General features: G+C 71.6%; 23 protein-coding genes and 1 pseudogene. 12 read left to right on the plus strand and 12 right to left on the minus strand.

The genetic code is table 11. The annotated features are described in order from the left end of the window. The first annotated feature begins 23 nt into the window (after positions 1-23). Positions 24-458: a hypothetical protein gene (locus Pen02_RS10115; protein WP_239140405.1), complete on the plus strand. Its 435-nt coding sequence runs from the start codon at positions 24-26 to the stop codon at positions 456-458. A 64-nt stretch (positions 459-522) separates the two neighbouring features. On the opposite strand, the gene Pen02_RS10120 is transcribed toward Pen02_RS10115, so the two are convergent. From Pen02_RS10120 to Pen02_RS10130, 3 genes are all read right to left on the minus strand, one after another. Next, positions 523-1,197: an RICIN domain-containing protein gene (locus Pen02_RS10120; RefSeq protein WP_203865684.1), complete on the minus strand. Its 675-nt coding sequence runs from the start codon at positions 1,195-1,197 to the stop codon at positions 523-525. A 229-nt stretch (positions 1,198-1,426) separates the two neighbouring features. Continuing rightward, positions 1,427-2,143: an alpha/beta fold hydrolase gene (locus Pen02_RS10125; protein WP_203865685.1), complete on the minus strand. Its 717-nt coding sequence runs from the start codon at positions 2,141-2,143 to the stop codon at positions 1,427-1,429. Between the two features lie 34 nt (positions 2,144-2,177). Further along, positions 2,178-2,636, minus strand: coding sequence for a carboxymuconolactone decarboxylase family protein (locus tag Pen02_RS10130; RefSeq protein WP_203865686.1), 459 nt, complete (start codon positions 2,634-2,636; stop codon positions 2,178-2,180). 156 nt (positions 2,637-2,792) lie between these two features. Here Pen02_RS10130 and Pen02_RS10135 point away from each other — a divergent pair, with 156 nt between their 5' ends. After that, the gene (locus Pen02_RS10135) at positions 2,793-3,665 is read left to right on the plus strand and encodes a sigma-70 family RNA polymerase sigma factor (protein ID WP_203865687.1); all 873 of its coding nucleotides are present in this window, start codon (positions 2,793-2,795) and stop codon (positions 3,663-3,665) included. A gap of 245 nt (positions 3,666-3,910) precedes the next feature. Here the strand turns inward: Pen02_RS10135 and Pen02_RS10140 are convergent, their stop codons facing one another. Beyond that, entirely contained in the window at positions 3,911-4,306 is a 396-nt protein-coding gene (locus Pen02_RS10140) for a winged helix-turn-helix transcriptional regulator (RefSeq protein WP_203865688.1), read from the minus strand. A gap of 75 nt (positions 4,307-4,381) precedes the next feature. On the opposite strand from Pen02_RS10140, the gene Pen02_RS10145 reads away from it, so the two are divergent. Further along, the gene (locus Pen02_RS10145) at positions 4,382-4,579 is read left to right on the plus strand and encodes a hypothetical protein (protein ID WP_203865689.1); all 198 of its coding nucleotides are present in this window, start codon (positions 4,382-4,384) and stop codon (positions 4,577-4,579) included. Between the two features lie 16 nt (positions 4,580-4,595). Then, positions 4,596-5,246: a DsbA family oxidoreductase gene (locus Pen02_RS10150; protein ID WP_203865690.1), complete on the plus strand. Its 651-nt coding sequence runs from the start codon at positions 4,596-4,598 to the stop codon at positions 5,244-5,246. Positions 5,247-5,453: 207 nt separating this feature from the next. Here Pen02_RS10150 and Pen02_RS10155 read toward each other — a convergent pair whose 3' ends face one another. After that, positions 5,454-6,569, minus strand: a complete 1,116-nt coding sequence (locus Pen02_RS10155) for an EamA family transporter (protein ID WP_203865691.1) — start codon at positions 6,567-6,569, stop codon at positions 5,454-5,456. A 68-nt stretch (positions 6,570-6,637) separates the two neighbouring features. Between Pen02_RS10155 and Pen02_RS10160 the strand changes: the two genes are divergently transcribed. After that, a complete protein-coding gene (locus Pen02_RS10160; protein ID WP_203865692.1) occupies positions 6,638-7,537 on the plus strand; it encodes a LysR family transcriptional regulator in 900 nt (299 codons plus the stop codon). A gap of 28 nt (positions 7,538-7,565) precedes the next feature. Here the strand turns inward: Pen02_RS10160 and Pen02_RS10165 are convergent, their stop codons facing one another. Beyond that, positions 7,566-7,892 carry a CU044_2847 family protein gene (locus Pen02_RS10165; RefSeq protein WP_203865693.1) on the minus strand — a complete coding sequence of 109 codons (327 nt, stop codon included), beginning with the start codon at positions 7,890-7,892 and terminating at the stop codon, positions 7,566-7,568. A 96-nt stretch (positions 7,893-7,988) separates the two neighbouring features. Between Pen02_RS10165 and Pen02_RS10170 the strand changes: the two genes are divergently transcribed. Further along, positions 7,989-12,497, plus strand: a complete 4,509-nt coding sequence (locus tag Pen02_RS10170; RefSeq protein ID WP_203865694.1) for a serine protease — start codon at positions 7,989-7,991, stop codon at positions 12,495-12,497. Positions 12,498-12,528: 31 nt separating this feature from the next. Here Pen02_RS10170 and Pen02_RS10175 read toward each other — a convergent pair whose 3' ends face one another. The 3 genes and pseudogenes from Pen02_RS10175 to Pen02_RS10185 all read right to left on the minus strand — a co-directional run bounded on the left by Pen02_RS10175 (position 12,529) and on the right by Pen02_RS10185 (position 13,407). Next, positions 12,529-12,753, minus strand: a complete 225-nt coding sequence (locus Pen02_RS10175) for a DUF397 domain-containing protein (protein ID WP_203865695.1) — start codon at positions 12,751-12,753, stop codon at positions 12,529-12,531. A 29-nt stretch (positions 12,754-12,782) separates the two neighbouring features. Beyond that, positions 12,783-13,007 (minus strand): DUF397 domain-containing protein, encoded by a 225-nt coding sequence (locus tag Pen02_RS10180; protein WP_203865696.1) that lies wholly within the window; start codon positions 13,005-13,007, stop codon positions 12,783-12,785. Continuing rightward, a pseudogene (locus Pen02_RS10185) lies at positions 13,007-13,407 on the minus strand (DUF5753 domain-containing protein). The gene Pen02_RS10180 and the pseudogene Pen02_RS10185 overlap by 1 nt, the downstream one beginning before the upstream one ends. Between Pen02_RS10185 and Pen02_RS41700 the strand changes: the two are divergent. Further along, positions 13,331-13,798, plus strand: a complete 468-nt coding sequence (locus tag Pen02_RS41700) for a hypothetical protein (protein ID WP_239140407.1) — start codon at positions 13,331-13,333, stop codon at positions 13,796-13,798. The pseudogene Pen02_RS10185 and the gene Pen02_RS41700 sit on opposite strands and share 77 nt — an antisense overlap. Positions 13,799-13,815: 17 nt before the next feature. Here Pen02_RS41700 and Pen02_RS10195 read toward each other — a convergent pair whose 3' ends face one another. Further along, on the minus strand, positions 13,816-14,478 hold the full coding sequence (locus Pen02_RS10195; RefSeq protein WP_203865698.1) for a TetR/AcrR family transcriptional regulator: 663 nt from the start codon (positions 14,476-14,478) through the stop codon (positions 13,816-13,818). Between the two features lie 245 nt (positions 14,479-14,723). Here Pen02_RS10195 and fabG point away from each other — a divergent pair, with 245 nt between their 5' ends. From fabG to Pen02_RS10215, 4 genes are read left to right on the plus strand one after another with little or no spacing between them, the layout of a single operon-like run. Then, on the plus strand, positions 14,724-15,482 hold the full coding sequence (gene fabG / locus Pen02_RS10200; RefSeq protein WP_203865699.1) for a 3-oxoacyl-ACP reductase FabG: 759 nt from the start codon (positions 14,724-14,726) through the stop codon (positions 15,480-15,482). Between the two features lie 30 nt (positions 15,483-15,512). Continuing rightward, the gene (locus tag Pen02_RS10205) at positions 15,513-16,685 is read left to right on the plus strand and encodes an acyl-CoA dehydrogenase family protein (RefSeq protein ID WP_203865700.1); all 1,173 of its coding nucleotides are present in this window, start codon (positions 15,513-15,515) and stop codon (positions 16,683-16,685) included. Next, on the plus strand, positions 16,682-17,149 hold the full coding sequence (locus Pen02_RS10210) for a MaoC family dehydratase (protein ID WP_203865701.1): 468 nt from the start codon (positions 16,682-16,684) through the stop codon (positions 17,147-17,149). The genes Pen02_RS10205 and Pen02_RS10210 overlap by 4 nt, the downstream gene beginning before the upstream one ends. Beyond that, entirely contained in the window at positions 17,095-17,421 is a 327-nt protein-coding gene (locus Pen02_RS10215; protein WP_203865702.1) for a TetR/AcrR family transcriptional regulator, read from the plus strand. Before Pen02_RS10210 ends, Pen02_RS10215 begins: the two co-directional genes overlap by 55 nt. Positions 17,422-17,438: 17 nt before the next feature. On the opposite strand, the gene Pen02_RS10220 is transcribed toward Pen02_RS10215, so the two are convergent. Continuing rightward, entirely contained in the window at positions 17,439-18,032 is a 594-nt protein-coding gene (locus Pen02_RS10220; RefSeq protein WP_203865703.1) for a TetR/AcrR family transcriptional regulator, read from the minus strand. Between the two features lie 244 nt (positions 18,033-18,276). Here Pen02_RS10220 and Pen02_RS10225 point away from each other — a divergent pair, with 244 nt between their 5' ends. Next, on the plus strand, positions 18,277-19,764 hold the full coding sequence (locus tag Pen02_RS10225; RefSeq protein ID WP_203865704.1) for an MFS transporter: 1,488 nt from the start codon (positions 18,277-18,279) through the stop codon (positions 19,762-19,764). A gap of 148 nt (positions 19,765-19,912) precedes the next feature. Here the strand turns inward: Pen02_RS10225 and Pen02_RS10230 are convergent, their stop codons facing one another. Beyond that, on the minus strand, positions 19,913-20,263 hold the full coding sequence (locus Pen02_RS10230) for an MmcQ/YjbR family DNA-binding protein (protein WP_203865705.1): 351 nt from the start codon (positions 20,261-20,263) through the stop codon (positions 19,913-19,915). Between the last annotated feature and the right edge of the window lie 65 nt (positions 20,264-20,328).

The raw sequence follows: 20,328 nt of genomic DNA on the forward strand, positions 1-20,328 counted from the left end.
ACGATGCCCACGGGAGGATGGCGATGGACCAGGCAACCTCGGTACGCTCACCCGCCCCGCCGGGCACCCGTTGGCTGCTCGCCGCTCTGCTGCTCACCGCGTTGGTCAGTGTTCTGCTGCTGTTCCTGCCGGTGGTGCTCGGGTCCCGGAGCAGCACCGTCGGCGACCCGGACGGCGGCGGTCAACTGACCGGTTCCGCCGAGGTGCGACAGAGCCTCCTGGAGGTCGGCGGGTGGGGTGTGGCGGTCCTGCTGCTGGTTCCGGTGCTGCTCTGCGCGGTGCCGCTGCTGGCCCCCGGGTCCGTACGGCCACCGCTGACGGTCGCCGTCACGGTGCTGCTCGGGATGGGTGTCCTGGTGAGCCTCGCGTCGATCGGGCTCTGCTACCTGCCGAGCCTGGCGTTGCTGGTGGCCGCCGCCGTGCGGCTGTCCCGCCGGCCCACCACGCCGACCACCTGACCGGCCCACGACGTCGAACCACCCGACCGGGCCGTGTTCGGCGGGTGGGCCGCCGCGAGGAGCGTCAGTTGCGCAGCGACCAGTTCTGGTTGGTCCAGCCGTTGCAGGCCCAGAGGCGGACCTTGGAGCCGTCGGCGGGGATCGTGGCCCGGTCGCCGTCGAGGCACTGCCGGCCGTAGTAGTTCCGGAACTGCGCGCCGTTCCACATCCAGATCTGGTTGGTCCAGCCGTTGCAGGCCCAGAGTTGGACCTTGGCGCCGTCGGCGGGAATGGTGTTCCGGTCCCCGCCGAGGCACTGGCCGCGATGGTAGTTCTGGATCCAGTAGTAGCCGGCCGGATAACCGTTGACCGTGGTGAGTATCCAGGCCTGGTTGGTCCAGCGGTTGCAGGCCCAGAGTTGGACCTTGGAACCGTCGGCGGGAATGGTGTGCCGGTCGCCGTCGAGGCACTGGCCGCGATAGCGGTTGCGGACGTACTGGAAGAGGTAGCTGGCCTTGGTCCCGGGGCCGGGTCGCGCCGCGTCGAGCCGGGGGAGCTGGGACAGGTCGGTCAGCCGTAGCGGCTCCTCGCCGGTCCACGCCGCCGGTCGCGCCGGCGCGGGTGACGCCGGTTCCGGGGTCGCGTGCGCCGTGGCGGTGGAGGCCGACGCGAGTCCGACCGCCAGGATCGTCGCGGCGACGGCGCGACCGAACCGCCGGACGAGGCGTACTGGGCCGGCGTCCGGATGGGGCGATGACATTTTCATATTCTTCCCCGATCCTTTTTCTGGTTTCCGTCGTGGATGGACTGTTTTGTCGAATGTCGACGACGGTATCCGGATATCGGGGGACTCGGCTGTCGCCAAGAGGACTGACTACAAGGCGGCTGTTCGGCGCGTCGTTCCGAGCGACCGGTGCCGAAACAGATTCTGACGTCGCTACTTCGGCTGTTGGATGCGACGAATCGCCGGAGGTCTGCCCCGACCGGGGTCAGCGCGGGTTGTCGACGGAGAGGAAACCGTCGACGGCGGCGAGGAACTCGGCCGGCCGACTGGCATGCACGTTGTGGCCGGCCGGAATGGTCACCAGGACGGCTTCGGGCATCCGCTCGACCATCTCGGCGAGCAACTTCTGCGGAATGGCGCTGTCCGGGCCGCCGCCGATCACCAGGGTCGGCACGTCGACGGCCTCGGTACGCTCCCACCAGACCGAGTCAGGGTCGTTGAGCTGGGCCCGGATGGCGTTGACGGCGGCGAAGTCGAACGGCGTGGGCTCGTCCGGCGGGGGCAGCGGCGGTCGATCGAGGTCGCCCGGCCGGGGCACGAAGACGTCCTCCACGACCAGGCGGGTCACCCGGTGCGGTGCGGTCTCGGCGAGCAGGATCGCCACCACGCCGCCCATGGAGTGGCCGACCAGGACGCACCGCCCGACGTCGAGTGCGTCGAGGAAGCCGAGGACGTCGTCGCGCATCAGCTCGAAGGAGTACCGGCCCGGCCGGGAACTGCGGCCGTGGCCTCGCAGGTCCAGCACGTACACCCGGTGCCGCGCGGCGAGGCCGGGCAGTACGCCGTGCCAGTCCCGTTCGTCGTCACCGAGGCCGTGCAGCAGCACCATGGGCGGGTCGGCGGGGTCGCCGACGACCCGATGGGCCATGGCTACCCCGTCGACCTCGACGACATGGGTCGTCCCGATGATCGCTCCGGTCATGCGGGACACCCTATCCACCTCAGTGCTGCCGGGTTCAGCCCCAGTTCTGCGGTGCGGGCTGCCGGGTGGTGACGTTGATCCGGTTGAAGAAGTTGGTGGTGGCGATCCAGAGCACCAGCGCCGCGAGCTGCTGCTCGGTGAAGTGCTCGGCCGCGTCGTTCCAGATGTCGTCCGGTACCCCGTCCGCCTTGTCGGCGAGCCGGGTGGCCGCCTCGGCGAGCGCCAGCGCGGCCCGTTCGGCGTCGGTGAAGTACGGCGTCTCCCGCCAGGCCGCCACGGCGAAGAGCCGGTCGTCGGTCTCGCCGTTCTTCTTCGCCGCCCGGGCGCCGGCGTCCACGCACACGCCGCACCCGTTGATCTGGCTGGCCCGCAGGTGTACGAGTTCCAGCGTCGATCCCGGCAGCCCGGCCGAGTGGGACGCCTTGTAGAGCGCGTTCACCGCGCTGAGTACCTCCGGCTGGACGAGGTTCGCGGCATTCAACCGTGCTTGCATGACAATCTCCTCCACGATCTCGATGGGGACGACCGGTGCCGCTGTCACATCGGCACGTTCTCGTCCGTCGGCTGGTTGACGGACCGCGACGGTGAGCTGTGACAAAAGTGGCATGGCTCACAAACACGACAAGTAACAACGAAGCGAGGCTCAACCGTGAACGACAAGGACCTGCTGGCCGAAAGGTTCGAGGCGAACCGGTCACACCTGCGTGCCGTGGCCTACCGGATGCTCGGCTCGGCCGCCGAGGCGGACGACGCGGTCCAGGAGGCGTGGCTGCGGCTGAGCCGGACCGACACCTCCGAGGTCGACAACCTCGGTGCCTGGCTGACCACCGTGGTGGGCCGGATCTGCCTGGACATGCTCCGGTCCCGGGGCTCCCGCCGGGAGGAGCCGTTGGACGCCCAGCCGTTCGAGCCGGTCGCGACCTCCGGGCCGGCCGATCCGGAGCGGGAGGCGTTGCTCGCCGATTCGGTCGGCCTGGCCCTGCTGGTCGTACTGGAGACGCTCACCCCGGCCGAGCGGCTGGCCTTCGTACTGCACGACCTCTTCGCCGTCTCCTTCGACGAGATCGCCCCGATCGTCGGGCGCAGTTCCGCCGCGTCGCGGCAACTCGCCAGCCGGGCGCGGCGCCGGGTCCAGGCCGGCGCCGCGACTCCGGAGGCCGACCTGCCACGCCAGCGGGAGATCGTCGACGCCTTCCTCGCCGCGTCGCGCGGCGGCGAGTTCGGCACGCTGCTCAGGTTGCTCGACCCGGACGTGGTGGTCCGGGCCGACAGCGCCGCCGTCCGGATGGGTGGTACTCCCGAGGTGCGTGGTGCGGAACTCGTGGCCACCTTCTTCGCCGGCCAAGCCCGGACCGCGCGGGCGGCCGTGGTCGACGGGGCTCCGGGTGCGGTGGTGTCGGTGGGCGGGCAGGTCCGGATCGTCCTCAGCTTCATCGTCGGCAACGACCGGATCATCGGCATCGACGTGGTCGCCGACCCCGACCAGCTACGCGAACTCGACATCACCCTCGCGGACGGCTGACCCAGGCCGCACCCTGACTCGGGCCGCACCCTGACTCGGGCCGCAGCCTGGCCGGGCCGCAGTCTGTCCCAGGCCGCAGCCTGGCCGGGCCGCAGCCTGGCCGGGCCGCAGTCTGACCCAGGCCGCAGCCTGGCCGGGCCGCCGGATCGTCCGGCGGTTCCGGTCGACCGGGTCGGCTGCCCCGCCGGTCAGGCCCGCTCGGCAACGGCGGTTCTGCCCGGTCGAGGCGGCTTGCCCCTCCGGGGTCAGGCCCGCTCGGCGGCGGCGGCCTCGTCGTGGCGGCGCCGGGCGGCGCGGATGTCGTCGCGGTGGGTGCTGGCCCACTCGTCGAGCGCGACGAGGGGTACGAGCAGGGTACGGCCGAGCGCGGTCAGCTCGTAGTCGACCCGGGGCGGAACGCTGGCGTGCACCGTACGGTTGACCAGGCCGTCCCGGACCAGGGCGCGCAGGGTCAGCGTCAGCATGCGCTGGCTGATGCCCTCGACGGCCCGGTGCAGTTCGGTGAAGCGGTGGGTACCCCGACCGAGCAGCACCACGATCAGCACGCTCCACTTGTCGCCCACCCGGTCGAGCACCTCCCGGACCGGGCAGTCCCCGTCCGCGTCCGGGGTGAAGGGCACACGGGTGTGCGTAACCGCCATGGAAGTGCCTCCTTACCGCTGGCATGATACTGACGCAGAATTAGGTTACTAACAAGGAGTAACTAAGGAGCCGGAATGAGTCTGACCAGGTCGGAGGCGGAAGCGTCGGCGGCCGGCTCGGCCGTCCGTCCGGCCACCGAACCGGACGTACCAGGTGAAGGGTGGACAGAGCCGGCGGCACCGTCGACGGCTGCCCTGCCGGCGGTGCCGGGCCTGGTGATGCTCGCCGCCGCCGAGGACGCGTCGGTGTGCTCGGACGGAACCTGTCTGTAGAGCAAGGAGAAGATCAGTGCAACTCGAAGTGTGGTCCGACATCGTCTGCCCCTGGTGCTACCTGGGCAAGCGGCGGCTGGATACGGCACTCGGGCAGTTCGAGCACGCCGACGAGGTCGAGGTGGTCTGGCGGAGCTTCCAGCTCGACCCGTCGTACCCGAAGGGGGAGCCGCGGCCGGTGCCGGAGGCCCTGCGGGAGAAGCTCGGCGCCTCGCCGGCCCAGGTCGCCGCGATGCAGGGCCACGTGACCGCGCTCGCCGCCGAGGAGGGGTTGGACTACCACCTCGACCGGTCGATCATGGCCAACACGTTCGACGCGCACCGGCTGACCCACCTGGCCCGGGAACACGGGCTCGGCACGGAGATGCACGAGCGGCTGATGCGGGCCAACCTGATCGAGGCCGAGAACGTCGACGACGCGCAGACCCTGGTCCGGCTCGCCACCGAGGTCGGGGTGCCGGCCGAAGCGGCCCGCCGGGTGATGACCGGTGACGAGTACGCCCAGGACGTCGAGGCCGACATCCGCCAGGCACGGGCGTTCGGTGCGAACGGCGTGCCGTTCTTCGTGCTCGACCGCAGGTACGGGATCTCGGGCGCGCAGCCGACCGAGGCGTTCCTCTCCGCCCTGCGCAGGGCCCACCAGGACTCGGCCGCCGGGGCGCGCTGACCCGTTTCTCCCGCACGTGTCCCGGAGCCGGCCGACTGCTCTGCGCCCCGTTTCGCGGAGCCGGTCGACCGCTCTGGGTCGGGTGTCCCGGAGCCGGTCGACCGCTCTGGGCCGGGTGTCCCGGAGCCGGCGGACTGCTCCGCGACACGTGTGTCTCCGGTCCGGTCGTTCGTGGGCGGCCGGCCGGATCCGGGGAACCTCGATCGACTAGGGTCGTCCGCCATGGGCGCTCTCAAGCCGTGGCATCTGCTGACCCTCGTCTGCTGCCTCGTACCGCTCGCCGTCGTGGTGGCCGGCGCGGTCTGGTACGCCATGCGACGGAAGTAGCCGCTCGCCCGGTCGACCCGCCACCTCTCGACCCTCACCGCCACGCGCGACGGCGGGGTTCCGAGATGTCGACGCGGCGTGTACGGCGACGGCGTTGGTCAGCACGATGACGGCGATTCCGATCCACTCGTGCAGCTTGAGCAACTGGCCGAGGATCGCCGTGCCGGCCAGCGCGGCGAGTACCGGATGGACGCTCATGAACACCCCGAAGAGCCGGGCGGGTACTCGACGCAGGGCGACCAGGTCGGCGGCGTACGGCACGACCGAGCTGAGGATTCCCGCGACGACGGCGTAGAGGATCGCGGTGCCGTCCAGGTGTCCCCGGACGACCAGGGTCACCGCGACCGGCAGGTAGAGCGTCGCCGACACCAGGGTTGCCGCCGCCGGCGCCGCCAGACCCGGCAGCCGTGCCCCCGCCACCCGGTTCAGCAGGATGTACGCCGCCCAGCACGCCGCCGCGAGCAGTCCGAGCCCCACCCCGAGGTAGTCGCTGGCCGGGCCGGGCAGGACGAGGACGTACACGCCGAGGCAGGCGCCGGCCGCGCAGAGCAGGTCGAACCGGGTCCGTGAGCCGGCCAGGGCGACGGCGAGCGGCCCGAGGAACTCCAGGGTGACCGCCAGACCGAGCCCGATCCGGTCGATCGCGGTGTAGAGGCTGAGGTTCATCGTGCCGAAGACCAGCCCGAGCAGCAGCGTCGGCCACCACTGCGCCCAGGTGAACCGGCGCAGCTTCGGGCGGGCCACCGACCAGAGCACCGCCGCCGCGACGAACTGCCGTACCGCGACGACGCCGGCCGGCCCGAGCGTGCCGAACGCGTGTGCCCCGACCGCCGCCCCGACCTGGTTGCTCGCTCCGCTGCCGAGCATCGTGGCGATCCCGCGCAGCATCGCGCCCCGCCCCTCGCTGGCCGGTGCGGGGCCGCTCGCCGCCGTCGTCGACGCGGCTGCCCGCGACCCGGAGCAGCCGACGGGTTCGGGCGCGGTCTTCGTCGTCATCGCCCCAGTGTCGGCGCCGTCGATCGATACGAGAAATGCACAACAGGCCGCACCTATACGCTGCGCGTATGGATGTCCAGGTGCGTCAACTCCGCGCGTTCGTCGCGGTGGTCGACGCCGGCACCTTCACCGACGCGGCGGCCGTGCTGGGGGTCTCCCAGGCGGCCGTCTCGCGCTCGGTCACCGCGCTGGAAGCCGCGCTCGGCGCCCGCCTGCTGCAACGGACGACCCGCAGCGTCTCGCTCACCGTCACCGGCACCCGGGTCCTCGCCGCCGCGCGCCGGGTCCTCGACGAGGTCGCCCACCTGGGGCGAATCGTCGAGGAGGCCCGTACCGAACTGCGCGTCGGCTACGCCTGGGCGGCGCTCGGCAGACACACTCGGCGGCTACAGAAGACGTGGCTGGCCGCCCATCCCGGGGTGCCGCTCGTGTTCGTGCAGTCCAACACCCCGACCGGAGGGCTCAGCGAGGGGACCGCCGATGTCGCCGTGATCCGCCGGCCACTGGCCGATCCCCGCTTCGACACCGCCCTGATCGGCGTGGAGGCCCGGTACGCCGCCGTGGCGACCGACAACCCGCTGGCGCGGCGACGGTCGGTGCGGATCGCCGACATCGCCAGGTACACCGTCGCGATCGACAGCCGTACCGGCACGACCACGCCCGAGCTGTGGCAGCCGGGTACGGCGCCGCCGATCCGTACGACGCACGGGGTCGACGAGTGGCTCACCCTGATCGCCGCCGGTCAGGCCGTCGGGGTCACCTCGGAGGCCACCGCCAACCAGAATCCCCGGCCCGGGGTCGCCTACCGGGCCGTGCGCGACGCGCAGCCGATACCGGTCTGGCTCGCCTGGTGGAAGGACGATCCGCCGGCCCAACTCACCGAACTCGTCAACCTGACCTGCGAGGTCTACCGCGCCGGCCGACCCGGACCGGGCGACCCCACAACCGGTGACCCGGTGACCCGCTGATTCGTCCATCTCGGACGGTGGTGGCGGGTCAGGTGGTCGGCGACTCCGGAGGATTGTCCTCCTCCCACTCCAGGTGGACCACGAGGTTCGCCTCGGCGGTCGCCTTGGTCAGTACCGCGACCAGCGGGCCGGTCTCGGCGGAGAGCTTGATGCCGAACTGGACGCCGTATCGGCGGGGCGGGTCCGGCAGGTTGTCCCGGACGGCACCGGCCACGAACCGGCTGATCCGGGAGATCTCCCCGCCGAGCTCGGTCAGCCTGCCGAAACGGTCCGCCCCCACGTCGCCGTCGGAGTTGACCACCACCTCGGCGAAGATCGGTCCTCCGTCCAGCTGGCCGATGGGTACGATCGTCACGCGATCGATGTCCTTGGGCATGGTTCGCCTCCGGGGCCTGGCCGCCGACCATAGAGTCTCCGCACTGTCGCCAGCCAGATTGTGAGGGAGCGCGCGATGGCTGCACTGGCCTCGTCACCGGCGGAGCTGGCGCGCTGGGCGGTGGTCTCGATCTGGTCGGCGGACGACTTTCTGGGCAGTGGATTCTTTCTCGAAGACCGGATCGTTGTCACCTGTGCCCACGTGGTGTCGGGGATTCAGGGAGAGCTGACCTTACGGTGGCGTGAGCATCACCTGCCGGCCGGCGTCGCGGTGCTCGACCCGCCGGAGCGGGGGAGGGGCCGGTTCTACGCACATCCGGATCTCGCCTTTCTCGTACTGCCCCGGGCTCCGGACCACCCGGTCGTCCGACTGGGCGACTCGATCTCGACGCCGAACCACCTGATGGCGTACGGCTTCAGCCGGGCGACCCCGCACGAGCAGGTCGTCGAGGACACCCTCAAACTGGAACTCGCCGGGCGGTCCGGTCAGTTCCTCCGGGTGAAGAACGACGAGATCGTCGACGGCCTCAGCGGTGCTCTGGCACTCGACGAGGTCACCGGGCAGGTCTACGGCGTGGTGAAGGCGTCCCGTGACAAGCGGGACAGCCGAGGCGGCTGGATCGTCCAGGCCACCGATCTGGCGGTGTCCCGCCGACGGCACGCCGCACGCCTCGGCCGACCGGCCCGGCCGAGCATTCCGACCTTCCGACCCGCACCGGGGAGCGGATTGTTCGCCCTGCTCAGCGCCCAGGTGGCGGCGAGCGAGTCGCCGCCGTACCGGATCGTCACCGGACCGGTGCCCCGACTCTCCGACGTCTACGTCCGGCAGTGGACACAGCCCCGGTCGCAGCACAGTGGATCGACCTCGGACGCCGAGTGGACCGGGCACGGCGCCGAGCGGATCGAGGACGTCGTACGCCGGCACCGGCACCTGCTCCTCGTGGGCGGTCCCGGCACGGGTAAGTCGGCGCTGCTCCAGCACCTGGTGCACCGGACGAGCGCCTGGTGGTTGGCGGACGACCGGGACGCGGAGGCGCCGTTCGGTGCCGTGTTGACGATCCGGCTGCCGGCGGCGGCGCTGGGCACCACCCGCCCCTGGCTACGCACCATCGCCGAGGCGGCACGCCAGGACCTCGGACCCTACCTCGACCGGGACCTTCCGGACGACGTGTTCGACCCGGAGTCCGTACCCGGGGTGCAGTGGCTGCTGCTCGTCGACGGTCTGGACGAGGTCGTCGACAGCGAGAAGCGGCAGCGGCTCATCGCGCTGCTGTCGCGCCGGGTCGCCGAGTACGGCGACCGTTGGCGTTTTCTGATCACGACCCGTCCACTGCTGCGCAGCGACTTCGACGGGCTGCGCCACGACGTCGACCGGATCGGGGATCGGGACCGGCTCGGCGAGTACCAACTGAAGCCGTTCGACGCGGACGACGTACGGCTGTTCGCCCAACGATGGTTCGGAATCCGTACGCCGGAGGACGCCGCCGCCAACTCCGCCGCCTTCCTCGCGGAGGTGCACCGTCGGCGGCTGCGTGGACTGGTCCGGGTGCCGCTGTTGGCGACGGTCGCGGCGGCGGTCTTCGAACGTCAGCCGGACGTGGAGCTTCCCGCCGGCCGCGCCGCGCTCTACGGACGCTTCGTACACAATCTGGTGTTCGCCAGGGAGCGCCGCGCGACGGTGCGGGACGCCCTGCTCGACGAGGCGACCCTGATCGGCGCGTCGGCACGCGAACCCATCGCCCGCTTCTTCGAGGAGACCGAACGCTGCCTGGAGGACGTTGCCGCCGATGTCGTCGACGGCGACCACGACGAGGTGTTGCGGTACGCGCTGGTCCGGCTGGCCGTGCGTGCGGCGGCCGACCAGCCGGCCGGGGTGACCGAGGCCGTTCGCACGGCGATGCTCAGTACGGGCCTGATCATGCCGTCCGGGACCGGACTGGCGTTCACCCATCGGGGCTTCGCCGAATACCTGGCGGCCGGCCAGATCGTCCGGCGCGGCCTGCGTCGTCGTTGGTGGCTCAGTCGGGTCGGTCGAACCGGTGCGGACAACCGCACCAGTTTCTCGCTCGCCCGCTGGGCGGAGCAGGGGCACGAGGTGTCGGAGCTGTTGACGCCACTGCTCGCGCTGCGCTGGCGGATCCATCCGATGGATCCACTCCGACCTCGGCTGGTCAGCCCGCGACTGCTCGCCTTCTGCGCGGTGCTGAACGACGGGCTGCGCCTGACGCCGGACGGCACCAGGCGGGTGACCGAGCGGCTGCACCGAACGGTGCGCAACATGCACGTCTGGCACGAGGGCGCCGGTGCGGCGCTGCGGTACGTCCTCGCCACGCTGCTGTCCGTGTCGGGAGACCCCGGGCGGATCTCCGCGCTGGCTCGGGATCGTCGAGCCAACCCGTTGGTGCGGATCGCCGCCGCCGAGGTTCTCGCGAGCATCGGGAGTGACACCGCCACGCGGGAGGCTGTCAGCTCGCTGACCGACCTCGGCCTCGACCGGGCCACCAGCATCGAGTTCCGGCAGTGGGCCGGTTACGCGCTGGGCAGCATCGACGACGACGCGGCGCTCCGGGCGGGGATCCGGACGCTCTCGCTGTCCATCCGCACCACCTCGATGGCGCACGAGATGTACCGGGCCGCTCATCTGCTCGACCTGCTCGCCGCCCCGGAGGAGTCCGACTTCGCGCTCCTGGAGCGGGCCCTCAGCCCGGTCGGGCCGCTGCCGGTACGTCGGGTGGCGCTCGATGTCCTGACCGAACGGACCGACGGGGGCAGCGCCGGGCTGCTACCGAGCAGTCGGAGCAGCAACTACCTCTTCGAGCCTCTGTTCGATCCGGCCTGGCCCGCTGACGAGATCGTCTGGTCGATCCTCGGTGCTCCCGGAAACCCTGTGCCTGAGCGGCTTCTCGCTGGCGCGATCATGCTGTGGTGGCGGAACCCGGCGCGGGCCGAGGAACTGCTCGATCCCAACCTCATCGATCCCGAGGCAGGATGGGCCAGGCGGCTCTCCTACGCCCGCCTGCTGGCGCGATCCGGTGTCGACGCCCTGGCGGCGCACCTGCTGCGCAACCTGGCCGACGACCCGACGGTGGTTCCGGTCAACCGGGTGGCCACGCTCAACATCCTGCACCGGCACGCCGTGCCCTGGGCCACCGAGATGGCCTGCACCTGGGCGCGGAGCGGCCCGCTCGAACTGCGACTGGCCGCGCTGGCGTTGCTGCCCAGGGTCGGCGAGGCCGATGCCGGCCTGGCGATCGCCCGAGCCTGGCTGCGCGAGGACGGGATCGAGGATTCGACCCGCATCCGGGTCGCCCGGACGTTGGCCCGCGAGTTCAATCGCCGCCGTGAGGCCCATGCCGTACTCCGCAGGGAGGCCCGCAACCGGGACCGTACCCTCCGGCACCGGTTCCTCGCGGGCGCCAGTGCGCTCGCGCTCGACCTCGACGGCCGCAGGATCCGGATTCCGCCGTCGCCGCCGGTGCTCGACCCACCGGCGCCCCGCCCAGCGCACGATCCCACGCCTGCCGAGTCGACCGGGCAGTCGGCGCCGGTCGACGTTCAGGAGTTGGTACGGCGCTGTGCCCGACGGGTCCGGCTCTATCTTCCACCGCCGAAGAGCCGGCCTCGTGACCTCGGCTCCACGGAGTTGGCCGGGGAGTTGGCCGACCTGATCGGGGCTGACGCGGCGAGCCGCGTCCAGGCGGCACTCGCCGGCACCCCCGATCCGGACCAGGCCGTACGACGGCTGCTCCAGAAGCGCACCCCGGCTGCCTGCCACTGGTGGCGCCGGCTGGTGACCGAGGCGCAGGAGGGTACCCCGCCGGAACGTCTTGCCGCAGTCGCGCTGGCCCAGGCGCTGCTGCCCGAGGCAGTCGCACAGGGTCGCCGGATCCGGCGTAGCCTGTGGTCGCGGCGGCTGCGCCGAGCAGTGCAGCCGATCGTCCTGACCTGGGGAACCGCGCTGGACGCGGCCTCGTTGCTGATCCGCGCGTACCTCGTCGTCGCGGTCGGCTGGCTCGTCGGAGCGCGCTTCGCCGGACAGGACGCGTCGGACCAGGTGGCTCGACTGGTCGACGTGCAGACATCGCTCGCCGCGCCGGTCCTGGCCGTGGTCGCCTGGCTCGCCATCCTGCCGGTGGACCGGGGCAGAAGCCTGCTTCGGGGACGTACCCTCGGCTGGCAGGCGGGGCTGCTGACCACCGGGCTCGTCTGGGGCAAACCACACCTCGATCTTCCGCTGGCGATCGACGATCTTCCGGTACTGGTCGACGTGCCGACGTCGTTCCTGCGCGAAGGGAACCTGGCGCTCGCGGCACTCGTCGAGTTCTCGGCTCCACCGCCGGTTCCCGCGATCGGCCTGGCCGGGCTTGTCCTCGGTGTGTGGCTGGCCCGACGCAGGCTCGGCGACAGGTGGTGGTACGCACCGGGGCGCGGGGCACGCCGGCTGCTCTTCGTCGGGAAGTTGGGACTGCTGGTCACGGCTGCGGTGTGGCTTTCCGGCGTGCCGGCGGCAACGCTCGCCGAGCGGGTACGCGACGCGGCCGGCACCGCCGCCGAACTGCTCCAGACCTTCGCCGTACTGCTGTGACCGGTGACCGGTGACCGGTGACCGGTGACCGTCAGGCGGGCGGGGTGAAGTCGAATTCGCCGTCTTTGGCGCCGGCCAGGAAGGCGTCCCACTCCTCGCGGGTGTAGACGATTACCGCTGCGTCCGGGGCCTTGCTGTGCCGTACGGCGATCCGGCCGGAGCCGTCCAGTACCGGACCGGCCTCGACGCAGCTTCCGCCGTTGCTGTTGCTTCTCGTGCTGATGTGCCAGGCAACCGCTGGCAGGGAATCGCTCATCACAGCTCCTCCGCGATCGTCGCGAACCGTCAGGCGGGCGGGGTGAAGTCGAATTCGCCGTCTTTGGCGCCGGCCAGGAAGGCGTCCCACTCCTCGCGGGTGTAGACGATTACCGCTGCGTCCGGGGCCTTGCTGTGCCGTACGGCGATCCGGCCGGAGCCGTCCAGTACCGGCCCAGCCTCGACACAGCTCCCGCCGTTGCTCGCGCTCTTCGTGCTGATGTGCCAGGCAACTGCCGGCAGGGAATCGCTCATCACAGCTCCTCCGCGATCGTCGCGATCAGCTTCGCCGACCCGGACGGGTCCAGCGCGATGTGCTGCAATCGAGCGTACGCCTCCGCGTAGCGCTTGGACTCCGGGTGCAGGCCGACGGTGGCGGGCAGCACCCGGACGTCCACATTGGGTCGACGTAGTAGTTCGCCGAGGTGTTTGAGTTGGCCGCGCATCAGCGCCGGGCCGCCGACCGGGCGACGGAGCACGCTCTCGTCGAGTACCGCCGAGACGGTCACCCCGAACGCGGGTTCCAGCACCGCTGGCGGTCCAGCCGCAACTGCATCCACTTGCCGACCGAGAACGCGGTGGCCCGAGCACCCTCGGCGTTGCGGATCACCGCCTCGGCGTACTCCGGGGTCTGCATCAGTCCCGGCATCAGCATCGCGTCGAACGAGCAGATCTGCTCGGCCCGGGTCTCCAGCCAGGGGCCGAGCCGCCGTACGGCACCGAACCGGATCGTGGAACGGATCTGTGACGTACCGCTCCGGAGCGCCGGGCCGGCGTCACCGGGGCGGGAGGGCGCGGTTCCCCGGTACGTCATCCAGCTTCCGGCGACCAGCGCGGACCTCGCCGGGGCGGTGGACCTGGCGTACGCGCTGGCCCGGTCGGTCGGTTTCCTGCCGCAGATCGACGCGGGGCAGACCACGGTCTGCGCGGAGGACGCGCCGCACGTACGCCATCGGGTCTGTTGTGACCGGCTGCTGTCCGAGGCCCGGCGCTGCGGCCTGCGGACCGAGCACGACGGACCCTGCGCCGCCGAGCCACCGGGCTGACGGCCGCTCCTGACCGATCAGCGAGACCCGGCGGACGGGAGTGGCGGCAGCGGGCCGACGATCCGTTCGTAGGTCTGGGCCAGGCCGTCGACCAGGGCGTCCAGGCCGAGCGCGAAGGCGCCCTCGTCGACGCTCTGCTGGTGCTCGGCGAGCCGGTGCGCCTGGCTGAGGTGTGGGTAGTGCGCGGCGTAGAGCTGCGGGTCCTCGACGAAGCCCCGGGCGAACGAGCCGAGCGCCGAGCCGGCGACGAAGTAGCGCATCAGCGCCCCGATGTGGGTGGCCCGTGCGGGTGGCCAGCCGGCCTTGACCAGCCCGCCGTAGACGGCGTCCGCCATGGCCAGTGCGGCCGGCCGGCGTCCCGGCCCCTGGGCCAGGTACGGGACGATGTTGGCGTGTGCGGCCAGGGCCCGCCGGTAGGAGTGTCCCCACAGTCGCAGCGCGGCCCGCCAGTCGTGGGTGGCGAAGAACGAGACGTCGACCTCTGCCGTGATGGCGTCGGCCACCGCGTCGAGGATCTCGTCCTTGGTGGCGAAGTGGTTGTAGAGCGACGGGCCACGTACCCCGAGCGCGGTCGCCAGTCGGCGGGTGGAGAGCGCCTCCAGGCCCTCGGCGTCGACGAGCGCGGCGGCGGCGTCGACGATCCGCTGCCGGCTCAACAGGGCCTGGCGGGGTCGGGGCATGCGCGTTCGCCCTTCTTCTCGGTGACCGGAATCCGTTGCCGGACCGGCCCGCTGGCTGCCTGGTCCGCAGACGCCGGGCCGCCGTCGGTGGCGTCCACGGCGCCCGGGGGACTGGCGCGGGAAAACTTCCAGCGCTAGTTTAGCGGGCAACGGCCGGGACACCGCCGGCCCGGGGTAGCGGACAGGAAGCCCTTCGCCCGAAGGAGTCCTGCCGGGTTCCCGCACGCAGAGCGAGGAGTGCAACAGTGGGCAGATTCGCCGACCGGGTCGCCGTCGTCACCGGGGCGGCCCAGGGGATCGGTGCGGCCACCGCGCGGCGGCTGGCCGCCGAGGGAGCCACCGTGGCCGTCGTCGACCTGGCCGCCGAGCGGGCGCGGCAGACCGCCGACGAGATCGTCGAGGCCGGCGGAAAAGCCATCGGGTACGGCTGCGACGTCACCGACGGCGCGGCGGTCTCGGCCACCTTCGACGAGATCGTGGCGGCACACGGCCGACTGGACGTACTCGTGAACAACGCCGGGATCACCCGGGACAACCTGCTGTTCAAGATGCCGGCCGACGAGTGGGACTCCGTCATCACCACCAACCTGACCAGCATGTTCCACTGCTGCCAGGCCGCGCAGCGGCACATGGTGCCAGCAAAGTACGGCCGGATCGTCAACCTCAGCAGCCGCTCCGCGCTCGGCAACCGGGGCCAGGTCAACTACGCGGCGGCCAAGGCCGGGGTGCAGGGGCTCACCGCCACCCTCGCGATCGAACTCGGCCCGTTCAACATCAGCGTCAACGCGGTCGCGCCCGGCTACATCGCCACCGCGATGACCGCGGCCACCGCCGAGCGGGTCGGCGCCACCCCGGCCGAGCACCAGAAGTTCGCCGCCGAGCAGACCCCGCTGCGCCGGGTCGGCCAGCCCGAGGAGGTCGCGGCGGTGATCGCCTTCCTGGCCAGCGACGACGCGTCGTACGTCAGCGGCCAGACCCTCTACGTCAACGGTGGTGCGCGCTAGCGGCCAGCCCGAGGGGAGGACGACGACACCATGGACTTCTCACTCAGCGAGGAGGAGCGGGCGATCCGGGACACCGCCCGCGCCTTCGTCCGCAACGAGGTGATGCCGCTGGAGCCGGAGGTGCTGCGCCGGGAACGGGCCCACCAGCCCGGACTGCGCCGCGACGAACTCCGGGAACTGCAACTCAAGGCGAAGGCGTTCGGCTTCTGGGGCCTGGACACCCCGGAGGAGTACGGCGGGATGGCGCTGCCCGCCGTCACCCAGTCGCTGCTCTGGACCGAGACCGGCCGCAGCTTCGTGCCGTTCCGGTTCGGTGGCGAGGCGGACAACATCCTCTTCGAGGCGGACGCCGCGCAGCGCGCCGAGTTCCTGGTCCCGACCATCGAGGGCGAGCGGATCTCCTGCTTCGCCATCACCGAACCGGGCGCCGGGTCGGACGTCGCCAACATCCGGCTGCGGGCCCGGCGGGACGGCGACGACTGGGTGCTCAACGGCGAGAAGACGTTCATCACCAACGGCAACGACGCGGACTTCGCCATCGTCGTCGCGGTCACCGATCCGGACCGGAAGGTGCACGACGGCGGCGCGACCGCGTTCCTGGTGGACCGGGCGATGGGCTGGAAGTCCGAACCGATCCAGACCATGGGGGAGGGCGGGCCGGCGTCGCTGGTCTTCGACGACGTACGCGTGCCGCACCGCAACATCCTCGGCGAGCTGGGCCAGGGCTTCACCCTCGGCATGCGCTGGATCGGCAAGGGGCGTTACCTGATCCCGTCGCACGCCCTCGGCATCGCCGAACGGGCGCTCGGAATGGCGATCGACTACGCCAACACCCGGGAGACGTTCGGCCGGCCGATCGGGGCGAACCAGGCCATCCAGTGGATGATCGCCGACTCGGAGACCGAGTTGGAGGCGGCCCGCTGGCTGGTTCTCCGGGCCGCCTGGACGGTCGACACCGGGCGCGACCCCCGGCACGCCAGCTCGATGGCGAAGCTCTACGGCGCAGGCATGATCAACCGGGTGGTCGACCGGGTGTTGCAGATCCACGGCGGCATGGGCTACACCCGTGAACTGCCGATCGAACGCTGGTACCGGCAGGTCCGGCTGCTGCGCATCTTCGAGGGCACGGACGAGATGCAACGACTGATCATCTCGCGGGACCTGCTCCGCGGGTACACCAAGCTCGGAGGGCACCTGGAATGAGGACGTTCGGCTCGCTGAAGGAACTCGCCGGGGCGGTCGGCGAGCAACTCGGACCCGGCCCGTGGCACCGGATCGAGCAGGACCGGGTGAACGCGTTCGCCGAGGCGACCGGTGACCACCAGTGGATCCACGTCGACCCGGAGCGCGCCGCCACCGGCCCGTACGGGACGACGGTGGCGCACGGGTTCCTCACCCTCTCCCTGCTGCCGGTGCTGCTCGGCGACCTCTACCGGGTCGAGGGGATCCGGATGGGGATCAACTACGGGCTGAACCGGGTGCGGTTCCCCGCGCCACTGCGCACCGGTGACGCGGTGCGGTGTACCGCCGAACTGCTCCAGGTCGAACCGGCGCCGGGCGGGGTGCAGGTGGTCGTCCGGGCCACCGTCGAACCGGATCGGGGCGGCAAGCCGTGCTGCGTGGCCGAGTACGTGACCAGGCTCTACCCGCAGGAGGCGCCGGACTGACCGGGCTGGTCGAGGAGTACCTGACCGACCGGCGGCGGGTCCGGCTGGAGTACGACCTCTATCTCGCGGCGGCCCGCGATCCCGCGCTGCGCCCGCTCGCCGAGGCGTGGCTGCACGGTTTCCGCGACCTGCTGGAGCCGAGGCTCGGCCTGGAGGCGGCCCGCGCCGTCGTCGCGCTGCTGGACGGGGCGATGCTCCAGGCCCTGGTCACCGACGCCGACCTCGACGGCCCGGCTCTGACGGCCGCGATCCGCCACCTGCACACCCGCTGACCCGGGGGCGGGGGCGGCTATCGGGTCGGGGCGGTGGTGGAGCCGGGGGCGCGCAGGCCGTCCAACGCGACGCCGAGCACCCGTTCGAGCTGCCCCGGATCGGTGTACTGGACCTTGGTGATCCCGCTGAGCAGCCGTACCGTGTCGTCGAAGGTCACGTCCGACCGGACCACCCCGGCCGCCTGGGCCCGGGCCAGCAGCGGTTCGCCCGCCGTGTAGATCTCGGTCCGGCAGGTCCGGAAGAAGTCCGAGTCGTGCGTCAGTTCCTCGGCGAGGGCCCGCTTGGTCACGGTGTAGCCGACGAAGCGGCGCAGCCAGCCGGCGAGCGCCTCCCAGGGCGGCAGGTCGGCCAGCTCGGCGGCGGTCCGGCAGAGCGCCTCGACCTCGTCGACGTAGAGGCTCTCGAACAGGTCGCGGCGGGTGGGGAAGTGCCGGTAGAGGGTGCCGATCCCGACTCCCGCCCGACGGGCCACCTCCTCCAGCGACCCGGCCGCGCCGTGCTCCGCGAACACCTCCTGGGCGGCCGAGACCAGTGCCTGGTAGTTCCGCCGCGCGTCGGCCCGTTTGGGCCGGCGGGCGAGGTTCGCGGAGACCGGACCGGAGCTGGTCATGACACACCTCACCCCGTCTCGGTTGCAGGCGGAGGCATCCCTCCGCTACGTTAATCCGGAGGCACCCCTCCGGTAACTTCCGGAGCCGTGCCTCCGCATACCGTACCTCGGACCGGCCGACGCGCGCGATCCAACCGGACGATCGCGATCCCACCGGACGGAACGTCGCCGACCGACTCGACAGTCGCCGACGCGCATCCGACCCGACCGGTTCCCGGAGCAACGAACACTGGGGGATCCATCCGTGACCCGCTTCACCCGTCCCGCCTCCCGGCGGCTGACCTTCGCCGTGCTCGCCGCCGGCGCCGGGTTCTTCGCGATGTTGCAGTCGCTGATCAGCCCGGTGCTGCCGACGATCCAGCACGACCTGCACACCTCGCAGAACACCGTCACCTGGGTGCTGACCGCGTACCTGCTGTCGGCGTCGATCTTCACGCCGATCTTCGGCCGGATCGGCGACCTGGTCGGCAAGGAACGCATGCTGGTGGTCTCACTGCTGGCCATCGCCGCCGGCTCGCTGCTGGCCGCGCTCGCCCCGAACATCGGCGTACTGCTGCTGGCCCGGGTCGTGCAGGGTGTCGGCGGTGCCGTCTTCCCACTCTCGTTCGGGATCATCCGCGACGAGTTCCCGGCCGACCGGATGCCCTCGGCCGTCGGCGCGATGTCGGCGATCATCGCCGTCGGCGGCGGCCTCGGCGTGGTGACCGCCGGGCCGATCGTGGCCGCCCTCGACTACCGCTGGCTGTTCTGGATCCCGTTGGTCGTCGTGGCGGCGACGGCGGTGGCCGCGTACCTCCTCGTGCCCGAGTCGCCGGTCCGGTCCACCGGACGGATCAGTTGGCCGGGCACCGTACTCCTGTCGGGCTGGCTGGTCGCGCTGCTGCTCGGCGTCAGCAAGGCCCCGGTGTGGGGCTGGGAATCGGGCAGGGTGCTCGGACTGCTGGCCCTGGGCCTCGCCGGCCTGGTCGCCTGGGTACTGGTGGAGAGCCGCTCGGCCAATCCGCTGATCGACATGCGGATGATGCGCCACCCCGGGGTGTGGACCACCAACCTGGTGGCGCTGCTCTACGGCGCGGCGATGTTCGCCATCTACGCCTTCCTGCCGCAGTTCGTGCAGACCCCGACCAGTGCCGGCTACGGCTTCGGCGCCAGCATCACCTCCGCCGGACTGCTGATGCTGCCGATGCTGGTCACCATGTTCGTGGCCGGGCTGGTCAGCGGGCGGCTGGAGCCGAGGTTCAGCGCCCGCGCCCAGCTTGCCACCGGTACCGCGCTCAGCACGCTTTCCGGCGCCTCGCTGGTCTTCGCCCACGACGCCCGTTGGCAGATCGCGGCCGCCGCCGGGCTCTTCGGCCTCGGCATCGGGCTGGCCTTTTCGTCGATGACCAACCTCGTGGTCCGGAGCGTCCCGAGCAGCCAGACCGGGGCCGCGACCGGGATGAACGCCAACATCCGCACCATCGGCGGCGCGATCGGCGCGGCCGTGATGAGCAGCATCGTCACCGCACATCCGCAGCCGAACGGCCTGCCCCGGGAGGCCGCCTTCACCGCCGGTTTCGCGATGCTGACCGTGCTGTCCCTGGCCGCGATGGCGGCGGCGCTGCTGGTGCCCTCCGGCCGCCGGACCGTCCGCGACCTCCGTCGGGCCGGCACCGAACAGCCGGCCCAGACCGACGAGCCGGTACCCGCCGCAGTGGTCGGGCCGGCCCTGCCAGCACCCGCGAACGGCTGACGGCCGGCGAACGGCTGACGCTCGACCGGCGAGCGAGCGACCGCCGATCGGCTGACGCTCGGCCGGCGGGCAATCGGCGATCGGCTCGTCCCCGGTGAACGGCTGACTGAGCACGCTCGGCCCCGCCCGACGGCCCCCGCTGTGGCGGTCAGGTCGTCGGGCGGTCGCGTTTCGGCAGCTTGGCCACCACGGCGGCGTAGGAGGCGTCGACCGCCTCCCACAGTTCGTCGTCGGGGATGCCGGCGCCGATCCGCAGGGTGTTCCAGCCGGACCGGCCGATGTAGGCCATCACCGACGCGTCGTCGGGGAACCGGAGCAGCCACTCGTCGGCCACCTCCCGGTTCGGGCCGCACTTGACGCCGACGGCCGACCGCGACTCCTGGCCCAGGAAGGCGAAGATCTTCGGTCCGACCTTGACCACCACGTCGCCGTCCCACGGCTCGTCCGGCCAGGCGCCCGGCTTCGCCAGGCAGTAGTCGCGGATATCCGCCCAGGTCACCGGCATCCTCCTCGCGGATCGGCAAACGCTCGACCGGCCCATCTTGACAGACGACCTAGCCTCGG

It is taken from the genome of Plantactinospora endophytica (genome assembly GCF_016862915.1).
Classification (GTDB): domain Bacteria; phylum Actinomycetota; class Actinomycetes; order Mycobacteriales; family Micromonosporaceae; genus Plantactinospora; species Plantactinospora endophytica.

What these genes read in the sequence shown, in the direction of transcription:
- Pen02_RS10115 (WP_239140405.1), top strand. Translation starts at nt 24, where the DNA reads ATGGACCAGGCAACCTCGGTACGCTCACCCGCCCCGCCGGGCACCCGT.
- Pen02_RS10175 (WP_203865695.1), bottom strand. Translation starts at nt 12,753, where the DNA reads ATGAGCGATTCCCTGCCAGCGGTTGCCTGGCACATCAGCACGAGAAGC.
- Pen02_RS10220 (WP_203865703.1), bottom strand. Translation starts at nt 18,032, where the DNA reads ATGACCAGCTCCGGTCCGGTCTCCGCGAACCTCGCCCGCCGGCCCAAA.
- Pen02_RS10170 (WP_203865694.1), top strand. Translation starts at nt 7,989, where the DNA reads ATGGCTGCACTGGCCTCGTCACCGGCGGAGCTGGCGCGCTGGGCGGTG.
- Pen02_RS10180 (WP_203865696.1), bottom strand. Translation starts at nt 13,007, where the DNA reads ATGAGCGATTCCCTGCCGGCAGTTGCCTGGCACATCAGCACGAAGAGC.
- Pen02_RS10195 (WP_203865698.1), bottom strand. Translation starts at nt 14,478, where the DNA reads ATGCCCCGACCCCGCCAGGCCCTGTTGAGCCGGCAGCGGATCGTCGAC.
- Pen02_RS10120 (WP_203865684.1), bottom strand. Translation starts at nt 1,197, where the DNA reads ATGTCATCGCCCCATCCGGACGCCGGCCCAGTACGCCTCGTCCGGCGG.
- Pen02_RS10160 (WP_203865692.1), top strand. Translation starts at nt 6,638, where the DNA reads ATGGATGTCCAGGTGCGTCAACTCCGCGCGTTCGTCGCGGTGGTCGAC.
- Pen02_RS10205 (WP_203865700.1), top strand. Translation starts at nt 15,513, where the DNA reads ATGGACTTCTCACTCAGCGAGGAGGAGCGGGCGATCCGGGACACCGCC.
- Pen02_RS10130 (WP_203865686.1), bottom strand. Translation starts at nt 2,636, where the DNA reads ATGCAAGCACGGTTGAATGCCGCGAACCTCGTCCAGCCGGAGGTACTC.
- Pen02_RS10210 (WP_203865701.1), top strand. Translation starts at nt 16,682, where the DNA reads ATGAGGACGTTCGGCTCGCTGAAGGAACTCGCCGGGGCGGTCGGCGAG.
- Pen02_RS10125 (WP_203865685.1), bottom strand. Translation starts at nt 2,143, where the DNA reads ATGACCGGAGCGATCATCGGGACGACCCATGTCGTCGAGGTCGACGGG.
- Pen02_RS10140 (WP_203865688.1), bottom strand. Translation starts at nt 4,306, where the DNA reads ATGGCGGTTACGCACACCCGTGTGCCCTTCACCCCGGACGCGGACGGG.
- Pen02_RS10145 (WP_203865689.1), top strand. Translation starts at nt 4,382, where the DNA reads ATGAGTCTGACCAGGTCGGAGGCGGAAGCGTCGGCGGCCGGCTCGGCC.
- Pen02_RS10155 (WP_203865691.1), bottom strand. Translation starts at nt 6,569, where the DNA reads ATGACGACGAAGACCGCGCCCGAACCCGTCGGCTGCTCCGGGTCGCGG.